8 protein-coding genes are annotated in these 10,000 nt (G+C 63.7%); 6 read left to right on the top strand and 2 right to left on the bottom strand.

The genetic code is table 11. From position 1 onward, the window contains the following. From LDL37_RS12415 to LDL37_RS12430, 4 genes are all read left to right on the top strand, one after another. On the top strand, positions 1-660 hold a 660-nt coding region (locus LDL37_RS12415; protein WP_290798770.1), incomplete at its 5' end, for a lysophospholipid acyltransferase family protein. Beyond that, complete coding sequence (locus LDL37_RS12420) at positions 657-1,982, top strand: 3-deoxy-D-manno-octulosonic acid transferase (protein ID WP_290798773.1); 1,326 nt, start codon at positions 657-659, stop codon at positions 1,980-1,982. The genes LDL37_RS12415 and LDL37_RS12420, both read left to right, overlap by 4 nt. Next, complete coding sequence (lpxK, locus tag LDL37_RS12425; RefSeq protein WP_290798776.1) at positions 1,972-3,015, top strand: tetraacyldisaccharide 4'-kinase; 1,044 nt, start codon at positions 1,972-1,974, stop codon at positions 3,013-3,015. The genes LDL37_RS12420 and lpxK overlap by 11 nt, the downstream gene beginning before the upstream one ends. Positions 3,016-3,105: 90 nt before the next feature. Further along, positions 3,106-5,130: a TonB-dependent receptor gene (locus LDL37_RS12430; RefSeq protein WP_290798779.1), complete on the top strand. Its 2,025-nt coding sequence runs from the start codon at positions 3,106-3,108 to the stop codon at positions 5,128-5,130. A 67-nt stretch (positions 5,131-5,197) separates the two neighbouring features. On the opposite strand, the gene purD is transcribed toward LDL37_RS12430, so the two are convergent. Next, positions 5,198-6,463, bottom strand: a complete 1,266-nt coding sequence (purD, locus tag LDL37_RS12435; protein WP_290798782.1) for a phosphoribosylamine--glycine ligase — start codon at positions 6,461-6,463, stop codon at positions 5,198-5,200. 170 nt (positions 6,464-6,633) lie between these two features. Here purD and LDL37_RS12440 point away from each other — a divergent pair, with 170 nt between their 5' ends. Next, positions 6,634-7,980: a glycoside hydrolase family 27 protein gene (locus LDL37_RS12440; RefSeq protein ID WP_290798785.1), complete on the top strand. Its 1,347-nt coding sequence runs from the start codon at positions 6,634-6,636 to the stop codon at positions 7,978-7,980. Here the strand turns inward: LDL37_RS12440 and LDL37_RS12445 are convergent. After that, complete coding sequence (locus tag LDL37_RS12445) at positions 7,967-8,887, bottom strand: PAS domain-containing protein (protein ID WP_290798787.1); 921 nt, start codon at positions 8,885-8,887, stop codon at positions 7,967-7,969. The genes LDL37_RS12440 and LDL37_RS12445 overlap by 14 nt on opposite strands. Before the next feature lie 124 nt (positions 8,888-9,011). Between LDL37_RS12445 and xseA the strand changes: the two genes are divergently transcribed. After that, positions 9,012-10,000 (top strand): exodeoxyribonuclease VII large subunit (gene xseA / locus LDL37_RS12450; RefSeq protein WP_290798790.1); only part of this gene is annotated, 989 nt, incomplete at its 3' end.

Raw genomic sequence — 10,000 nt, forward strand, 5'->3', positions numbered from 1 at the left:
ATCGTCGGCTATCTGAAATTCTGCTACCGCACGACGCGCTGGACGCACGAAGGCCGCGAGGCCGCCGAAGCCGTGTGGGCTCAGGGCGGCCCGGCGCTGTTGCTGCTGTGGCATCAGCGCGTGCACTATGCCCCCGCCTGCTGGCCGCTCGACCGTGCGCAGAAGATCGCCATACTGGTCTCTTTGTCGAAAAGTGGTGATTTTTCAGTCCGTACCAACACACTCTTCGGCTATCACATTATCCGCGGATCGGCCGCCAAGAAGACAGACCCCACCAAGCAAAAGGGCGGTGCGCAGGCCTTCCGCGACATGCTGCGCTGGATACGCGCCGGCAATGCCGTGGCCCTGACGCCTGACGGCCCACGGGGCCCGGCGCGCGACATGACCGAGGGGTCGCTGAAACTGTCGCAGATGTCCGGCGCGCCCATCATCCTGATCGGGCAGTCGTCGTCACGTTACCTGTCGCTGAATAGCTGGGATCGTCAGCGCATCCCCCTGCCCTTCGCCGTAGGGGCCATGCTGTGGGAGGTGCATCCGCCCATCGCGCCCGATGCCGATGAAGCCCAGCTTGAGGCGCGCCGGGTCGAACTGGGCGAGCGCTTAAGCGCCCTCACTGACCGCGCCGATGCCCTGACCGGTGCCGCTTCGGGGGCCGCATGACCCTGATGCTCCGCCTCTACGCCGCCGCCATGCAGGCCTTTCACGCCATCGCGCCCAACCTGTTGTGGCACCGCGCGGCGCGCAACAAGGAAGACCCGGCGCGCCTCAATGAGCGGCTGGGTATCGCCGGGAAGCCGCGCCCGGAGGGGCCGCTGATCTGGCTGCACGGCGTCAGCGTCGGCGAAAGCCTGTCGGCCCTGCCGGTCATTAATCAACTGTTGAACGACCACCCGGACCTGCACATTCTCGTCACCACCGCCACCACCACCTCGGCGGAAATCCTGTCGCAGCGCCTGCCGGAGCGCGCCGTGCATCAGTACGCGCCGCTCGATACGCCGCAGGCGGTGACGAAGTTCCTCGACCACTGGCACCCCGATCTGGCCGTCTTTATCGAAAGCGACCTGTGGCCGAACCTGCTGAGGGGACTCGATCAGCGCGGCATCACCCGCCTGCTGATCAGTGCGCGCATCACCGCCAAAACGCATCAGGGCTGGCAAAACATCCGCCGTTCGATGCAGAGCCTGCTGAAGGGCTTTGCCCTCATCCTGCCGCAGGACAGCGGCTCTGATCAACGGTTGAGAGACATGCTTGGGGCCGAGGCCGAGCAGATGGGACCCCTAGCCAATCTGAAGACCATCGGCGCGCCCCTGCCCGATGACGCCCACAAGCGCGAGGCGCTGGAGGCCCTGTTCGCCGGGCGCACGGTCATACTGGCCGCCAGCACCCACCCCACCGAAGAGGCCTATATCGCCACAGCGCTGGAAGACATCCTGCGCCAGACGGGGGCGCTGCTGATCATCGCGCCGCGCCACCCAGTGCGCGCCGAAGCCATCCGGCTTGATCTGGAAGCCCTCGGTTTTCGTGTCAGCCAAAGATCAAAACTGGACAGCCCGACCACAGAGACGCATATTTATCTGGCCGACACGCTCGGCGAACTGGGCGTGTTTTTCCGGCTGGCGGACATGGTCATCATGGCAGGAAGCTTCTCCGAAAAGATCGGCGGCCACAATCCGCTGGAGGCCGCGCGGCTGGGCAAGGCCGTGATCACCGGCCCGGACCTCTATAACTGGGACGCCGTCTATCAGCAGATGTTCGACGCCGGGGCCGCCTTCCGCGTCAGCGGGCGGCAGGAGTTGGGCTTTCTGGCGCAGGGGCTGATCGACAATCCGGCGGCCCTGCTTGATGCGCACCGTATCGCTCAGGCGCTGGCGCAGCGTGAGGCCGGGACGCTCGATACCGTCATGGCGCACCTCAAACCCTTCCTGCCCGGTAACACCCCCACCCCGGACGACAAAAGCCATGAGGCGGCGGATGCCGCTTAAAGCCCGCCGATTAAAGACCCCCGACTGGTGGTATAAGCGCGAAGCGAAGGGTGCGCCGGTTACCCGCTACGCCTTGGCCCCGCTGGCGTGGATATGGGAGGCGGTGACGATCACGCGCTTCCTGACGGCCAAACCCTATCGCTCGCCCGTCTGCGTCATCTCGGTCGGTAATGCGACGCTGGGCGGGTCGGGCAAGACGCCGATCGAGCGCGAACTGCTGCGCCGCCTCAAAAAACTCGGCCACAGGGCCAGCGGCCTGTCGCGCGGCTATGGCGGGTCGCTGAGCGGCCCGGTCAGGGTCGATCCTACCGTCCACAGCGCTGCCGAGGTGGGCGATGAGGCCCTGATGCTGGCGCGCGACTACGACATGGTGATTGCGCGTGACCGCGCCGAAGGCCTGCGCCTGATCGAAGGCGAGGGTTTTGAAATCGCCATTGCCGACGACGCGCATCAGAATGTGAAGATCGCCAAGGATATTCACCTGCTGGTCGTCGATGGCGACACCACGAATGACGGCTGGCCGTTTGGTGACGGGTCTGTCTTCCCGATGGGGCCGATGCGGGAACCTCTGGCCATCGCCTTGAAACGCGCCGATATCGTCGTCCTGTGGCTGCCGGATGAGAAATCCGTCGTCGATCAGAAGCTGTTGCGCCTGTTTGGTGACCTGCCGGTGTTTGCGGCACGCCTGATCCCGATGCCTGCGGGCGAACCGGGCAAGGTGGTGGCCTTTGCCGGCATCGCCAAGCCGTGGAAGTTCCGCGCCACGCTGGAGGGGCTCGGCTATGCGGTGGCCGATTTCCACGCCTATGCCGACCATGAGCCGCTGAGCGAGGCCGATCTGAACGCACTGGAAACGCAGGCGCAGGCCCGCGACGCGACCTTGATCACCACGGAAAAGGACTGGGTAAAGCTCAGCCCGGCATGGCGGGAAAAGATCGCCTTCCTGCCCATTACGGCGCGCTTTGACGATCAGGCGGGCTTCATGCGCGCCCTGACCGCGCGGATGCCGGGGACACAGATCGGCGAAAATTAATGACAAATCGTTCACTTGGGCCGCGCGCCGCCCTGTGAGAAAGAGGTTTCAGTTGCGATAGGTTTTCGCCCTCTTTCCGACAGGATGTTCATGCCCTTCCCCAAGGCCCTGATGTGCGCCGCCGCCCTTGTGTGCGGCCTGCCGGTCATTGCACAGGCTCAGACCACCGACGCCCCTGCCTCGCGTCAGGTCATCCCCTATGATCAGGCCTTTTTCAGCACCTTTCAGGTGCAGTCGGCGCTGGACATGGTCAACCGCGTGCCGGGCTTTACGCTGAAAAACGTCGATCAGGTGCGCGGCTTTGCAGCGGCGGCGGGCAATGTGCTGATCGACGGCCAGCGCCCGACCAGCAAGAGCGACAGCCTGAACGACATCCTCAACCGCATCCCGGCGGGCACGGTGGAACGCATCGACCTGATCATCGGCGGCGCCGAAGGCATCGACATGCAGGGTCAGACGCAGGTGGTCAATATCATCCGCAAGGCCTCGGCAAAGCCGACCCTGACCGTCATCGCCAATGCGCGCTTCCTGAGCAATGGCTGGGTCAAGCCGACGGGGCGCATCACCTATAGCCGCAATGCCGGGGACAAGACGCTGGAGCTGTCGGCCACCGTCTTCAACAGCTTCGACGAAGAGGCCAGCCCCGGCGACAAGACCGTCTATCCGACCAACGGCAGCCCCCCTCGCCGCACCCAAATCCTCAGCGAAGCGGGCGGCAAGGGCGTGGAACTGAACGCCATCGCCTCGCATCCTTTGTGGGGCGGCAAGCTGACCGTCAATGGCAAGTGGACGCCCGACACCTATACCGGCAATTACCGTTTCATCACCGACACCACGGCGGTGGAAAATCTCGACTATAGCGAAGACCTGCGCGAGGGCGGGTTTCAGTACGTCCGCCCGCTGGGCAAGGTGTTTACGCTGAAACTGAATGGCCTGTCGAAATATACGCACGAAGAGGGCGATGACCTCTATATCAGTCCGTCGGAAGAGACGCGCTTTCGTGAAGATTCGGTCGAAAAGGAAAACATCGTCTCCGGGCAACTGATCTGGACGCGCAGCGAGCGCCTGACCTATGAGGTCGGGCTGGAAAAGGCCTATAATTCGCGCGACAGCGACACGGGCCTGACGGTCAATGGCGCGGCGGTCGATCTGCCCGCCTCGCGCGTCAAGGTCGAGGAAGACCGCACCGAAGCCTCGTTTCTGGCCACCTGGCGCGCCACCCCGGCGCTCAGTGTCGAAACGGGCCTGAAATACGAATGGTCCACCCTGTCGCAAACCAGCGAACGCCCGGACGAAAAGCGCTTTGGCTACGCCAAGCCCAAGGTGCAGGTGACGTGGTCACCGAAGGGGCCGTGGCAATATCTGCTGCGCGTTGAGCGCGTTCTGGGTCAGCTCGATTTCGATGATTTTGTCTCTTCGATCGACCTGATGGACTCGACCGTCAAGGCCGGCAATGTCAGCCTTGAGCCTGACAAGCGCTGGGAAACGGAACTGAACGCCAGCTACCGCTTTGGGGACAAAGGCGCGCTGGTGCTGAAATACATCCATAAGGACGTGTCGGACGTCATCGACCGCGTGCCCATCGTCGCCACCGACGGCAGCGTCTTCGACGCCAAGGGCAATATCGGCGACGGCACGGCCGAAGAGATCGGGGCCACCCTGACCCTGCCCATGGATCGTTTTCGCATCCCCGGCGGCCTGCTGAAATTCAACGGCAGCGTCTTCCTGTCGGAAGTGACCGACCCAGTGACGAAGGAAAAGCGCCGACTGTCGCGCCAGACCGAAACCGACTGGTTGCTGGAGTTTTCGCAGGACCTGCCGGTGCGGCGCACCCAATGGGGCTTTTCGGTGTGGAACGGCTATGACGAAAAGGTCTATCGCGCCTCGGAAATCTCCTACGCGCGCGGCAGCGCCAAGCTGAACCTGTTTGCCGAGTATAAGCCCACCCCAAAGCTGTTGTGGCGCGTTGAGCTGAACAACCTGCCGGGCCGCGTCTATGACTACGACCGCGTGCGCTATGACGGCGACCGTGCCACGGGTACGGTGCGGGCGCTGGAACTGACGCGCAACCGCTCAAAGCCGTGGCTGTTTATCCGCGTGCGCAAGGAGTTGTGAGGGTCTGATCGCCGACTCCTGAATGGCGAGATTTGAGTCGATGCGTGCGTCGGCCAAAGACCGCCGTTCAGAGTGCGCGCCAGCCGATGTCCGAGCGATAGAACCCCATCGGCCAGTCGATCTTGGCAATGGCGTCATAGGCGGCGTCGCGGGCTTCCTGAATCGTCGCCCCACGGGCGCAGATATTGAGCACGCGCCCGCCGGCGGCCGCCAGACGCCCGTCGTCCAGCCGTTTGGTTCCAGCGTGGAAGACGCTGACATGCGGGCCAAAGTCCTGCTCGGCCCCTCGGATGATCGAGCCGCCGACGGGGCTGTCCGGATAGCCATTGGCGGCATAGACGACGCAGACGGCGGCGTCTTCGTACCATTCCGGCGCGGGCATGTCCTTCAGGCGGCCCGTCGCGGCGGCCAGCAGATAGGGCACCAGATCGCTTTTGAGGCGCAGCATCAGCACCTGACATTCCGGATCGCCGAAGCGGGCATTGTATTCGACCAGACGCGGCCGGCCATTTTCGATCATCAGACCCGCGTAGAGCACGCCCGTATAGGCGTTCTCTTCGGCCTTCATGCCCGCCATGGTGGGAGCCAGAATCTCACGCTCGGTAATGTCGAGAATATCCTGAGTGACCACCGGCGCCGGGCTATAGGTGCCCATACCGCCCGTATTGGGCCCGGCGTCGCCGTCAAAGGCGCGCTTGTGGTCCTGCGCATAGCCGAACAGGATCGCCGTTTCGCCATCGGCAATGGCGAAGACCGAGGCCTCTTCGCCCGCCATGAATTCTTCGATGACCACGGTTTGCGACGCCGCGCCGTAGCGGCCGCCGAACATGGCCTCCAACTCGGCATAGGCGTCGGGCAGGTCGGGCGAAATCGCCACGCCCTTACCGGCCGCCAGACCGTCGGCCTTGATGATATAGGGCGCGCTCTGGGTCTTCAGATAGGCCTTGGCGGCATCGAGGTCCGTGAAGGTCTCGTAGGCCGCGGTGGGGATATTGTGACGCTTGCAGAAATCCTTGGTGAAGGCCTTGGAGGATTCGAGCTGCGCCGCCTTTTGAGTCGGCCCGAAACAGGGAATACCCACGCGCTTTAAGGCATCAGCAATGCCTTCGGCCAGCGCCGCCTCCGGCCCCACCACGACCAGATCGGCCTGCATTTCGACCGCAAGCTTCGTCAGGCCGGCCACATCAGTGACCTTAATGTCGTGCACCTCACCCAGCGCCGCCATGCCGGGATTGCCCGGCGCAATGGCCAGACGCGCCACGCGCGGCGACTGCCGGATTTTCCACGCGAGGGCGTGTTCACGGCCGCCCGAACCGATCAGCAGGATGTTCATGGGGGTGACTTCCGACAGGACGGCCCGTGGGTCAAGCGGAAAAATCAGCGTTTGCCAATGTCTGGCCCCAATCTGGCCCGGTGGTCCGCTTCGATACGGAGCGTGGAAAAGAGTCTGGACAGCCGCGAGTCACTTCTCATATAGTCTGACAAATAAGAGAGGAACCCGCCATGTCCACGCTGAACCGTCGCGCCCTGTTTGCCGCCCCGGCCCTGATCGGGGCCGCCACTGTCCCCGCCGTCGCGGCGACGCAGCCGAAGTCACCGACGCTACGTGCCCCCAAGCCGCCTATGGGCTGGAATAGCTGGAACAGCTTTGCCACCACCCTGACCGAGGCGCAGGCGCTGGAGACGGCGAAGATCATGGCCGACAAGCTGTTACCCGCCGGCTATGACGTGTTTACCGTGGATATTCAATGGTATGAGCCCAATGCCACGGGCTATGAATACCGCCACGGGGCGGAGCTGGCCATGGATGGCTATGGCCGCCTGCTGCCCGCACCCAACCGCTTCCCGTCGGCCGCCAACGGGGCGGGGTTCAAGCCGCTGGCCGACAAGGTGCACGCTCTGGGCCTGAAGTTCGGCGTGCATCTGATGCGCGGTATTCCGCGTCTGGCTTATGAGAAGAACCTGCCGGTTCTGGGCACCAAATTTACGGCGCGCGACGTGGCCAACCCCAACTCCGTCTGCACCTGGAACACCGACATGTACGGCGTCGATATGTCGAAGCCGGGGGCACAGGCCTATTATAACTCGGTGTTTAAGCTGTTTGCCGACTGGGGCGTGGATTTCGTCAAGATGGACGATATGAGCCGCCCCTATGACATCAACTGGCCGGAAATCGAGGGGGCTCAGGCCGCCATCGCCGCGTCCGGCCGCCCGATCGTGCTTAGCCTGTCGCCCGGTGAAACGGACCTCAAATGGGCCGTCCACGCGCAGAACAATGCCCAGATGTGGCGTATTTCCGACGACTTCTGGGATAGCTGGGACATGCTGAAGGCGCAGTTCAAGCGGCTGGCCGACTGGAGCCCCTATCGTCGTCCGGGGGCGTGGCCCGATGCCGACATGCTGCCGCTGGGCCTGCTGGCGCTGGGGCAGCGCAAGACGAAATTTACGCCGGATGAGCAGCAGACCCTGATGACCCTGTGGTCGATCGCGCGCTCGCCCCTGATCATGGGCGGCGACCTGCGCGCACTCGATGAGGCAACGCTGAAACTCCTGACCAATAAGGAGGTCATCGCGCTCAATCAGGACAGTGTGAACAACGTCCCCGTCTCCAATGACGGCGCGCAGGTGGTGTGGACGGCGCAAACTGCCGACGGAAAAGCACGCTATCTGGCTATCTTCAATATCGGCGACCACCCGCAAGTGGTGACTCAAGCGCTGAAAGCCATCAATGCGCCCGAAAAAGCCCGCGTGCACAATCTGTGGACCGGGGCGGTCTCAACGGCGGACGAAGAGATTTCGCTGGAACTGCGTGGCCACGCCAGCGTCCTGTACAAGCTCACGCCGCTATAGATTTGCGCCCCGTCACGTCCTGAAGCACGCCGAACAGCGACAGGGGCTGCCCTGCCTCGTCGCATTCGACCGAGCCCTGACTGAAAACCGTGCGGATGTCGCCATCGGCGCGCACCAGCCGCGCTTCGAAGCTATAGCCCTCGCCGCAAGAGGCGGCGGCCTTCACGCAGTCGCTCACGCGCTGACGGTCGTCGGGATGGTAGCATTCCAGCGCATTGGTCAGGTTGGGGTGGAAGATTTGCGGCGTCAGGCCGTGGATGCGGTACACGCCCTGCGACCACTCGACCGTCTGATTTTCCAGATCGACGTGCCAGTAGCCGACCCCGGCCACCGCCTCCATCATCTCCAGCTTCTTCTGATTTTCGTTGCAGCGGCGCACAATCGCCTTCTGCATCTGGGCATCCTTGCGCAGGGTCATCAGCGACGACACCGTGGCGGCCAGCGTCGTCAGACGCGCCTGATCGCGGGCGCTGAATTCGGCGCGCGGTTCGGTGTCGATGACGCACAGGGAGCCGACCAGCACCTCTCCGAAGCGGATCGGCGCCCCGGCATAGAAGCGGATATGCGCCTCCCCCAACACCATGGGGTTATTGGCAAAGCGCGAGTCCCTGGTGGCGTCCAGTACCACCATCACCTCATCGCGGCAGATGGTATAGTCACAAAAGGCCTGTTCGCGCGGCGTTTCACAAACCGACAGGCCGACGCTCGATTTAAACCACTGGCGAATCGCGTCGATCAGCGAGATCGCCGCCATGGGGGCGTCAAACACATCCGCCGCCAGTCGGGTGACCTGATCAAATTCGGGCTCGGCCTCGCTGTCGAGAATCTCCAGAGTGCGCAGGGCGTTCAGGCGCTGAGCCTCCCGCCGCTGGACCTCGGAAACCGGGGCGTCTGGTTCGGTGATCATCAGGTGCCTTCCTCTTTTTATCGCTCTAGTTTAGCACAAAATGAAGAAAACAACGTTATTTCCACGCGCGCAACCGGTCATTTCGTCACGTGACAGTTTTACGCGTCAGAGGTAAACGGATGACATGTCCGATGACCTGCTCAGTCCCGTTGATTCGCAGTCCAACAGCCCGCCGTGGTCGGTATCCGAACTGGCCGGCGCGCTCAAACGCACGATTGAAAGCGCTTATGACCATGTGCGGCTGCGCGGCGAAATCTCCAAGGTCACGCGGCATACCTCCGGCCACGTCTATCTGACTCTGAAGGACGACCGCGCCGCCATTGACGGCGTCATCTGGAAGGGCAATGTCAGCCGCCTCAAGGCACAGCCGCAGGCCGGGCTTGAGGTTATCGTCACGGGTAAGCTGACCACCTTCCCCGCCTCGTCCAAGTATCAGATCGTGATCGAGAGCCTGGAGGCCGCCGGGATCGGCGCGCTTCTGGCGCAGCTTGAGCGCACCAAGGCGAAACTGCACGGCGAGGGGCTGTTTGCAGCGGAACGCAAAAAACGCCTGCCCTTCGCGCCGAAAACCATCGGCGTCATCACCTCGCCCACCGGGGCGGTCATCCGCGACATCCTGCACCGCATCCGCGACCGCTGGCCCTGCCGCGTCATCGTCTGGCCCGTCATTGTGCAGGGCGACGCCGCCCCGCCGCAGATCATTCAGGCGCTGAACGGCTTTCAATCGGGGGCTGTGCCGCGTCCGGACGTGCTGATCGTGGCGCGCGGCGGCGGCTCGGTCGAAGACCTGTGGGCCTTCAACGACGAAGGGCTGGCGCGCGCCGTCGCCGCCTGCACCCTTCCCGTGATTTCCGCCGTCGGGCACGAAACCGACACCACCCTGATCGACTTTGTGTCGGATCGCCGCGCCCCTACCCCTACCGGGGCGGCGGAAATGGCGACGCCTGTCCTGAGCGAACTGCGCGGCTTTGTGCTCGATCTGGAGCGCCGCCGTCTGGGCAGTTTTGATCAGGCCCTGCGCAACCGGCGTGAGCGCTTGGCCCTTCTGGGGCGCGCCCTGCCCAGGCCGCAGGACCTGATCGACGCCGCGCAACAGAGCCTCGACTACGCGGC

Source organism: Asticcacaulis sp. (genome assembly GCF_020217185.1).
GTDB lineage: Bacteria > Pseudomonadota > Alphaproteobacteria > Caulobacterales > Caulobacteraceae > Asticcacaulis.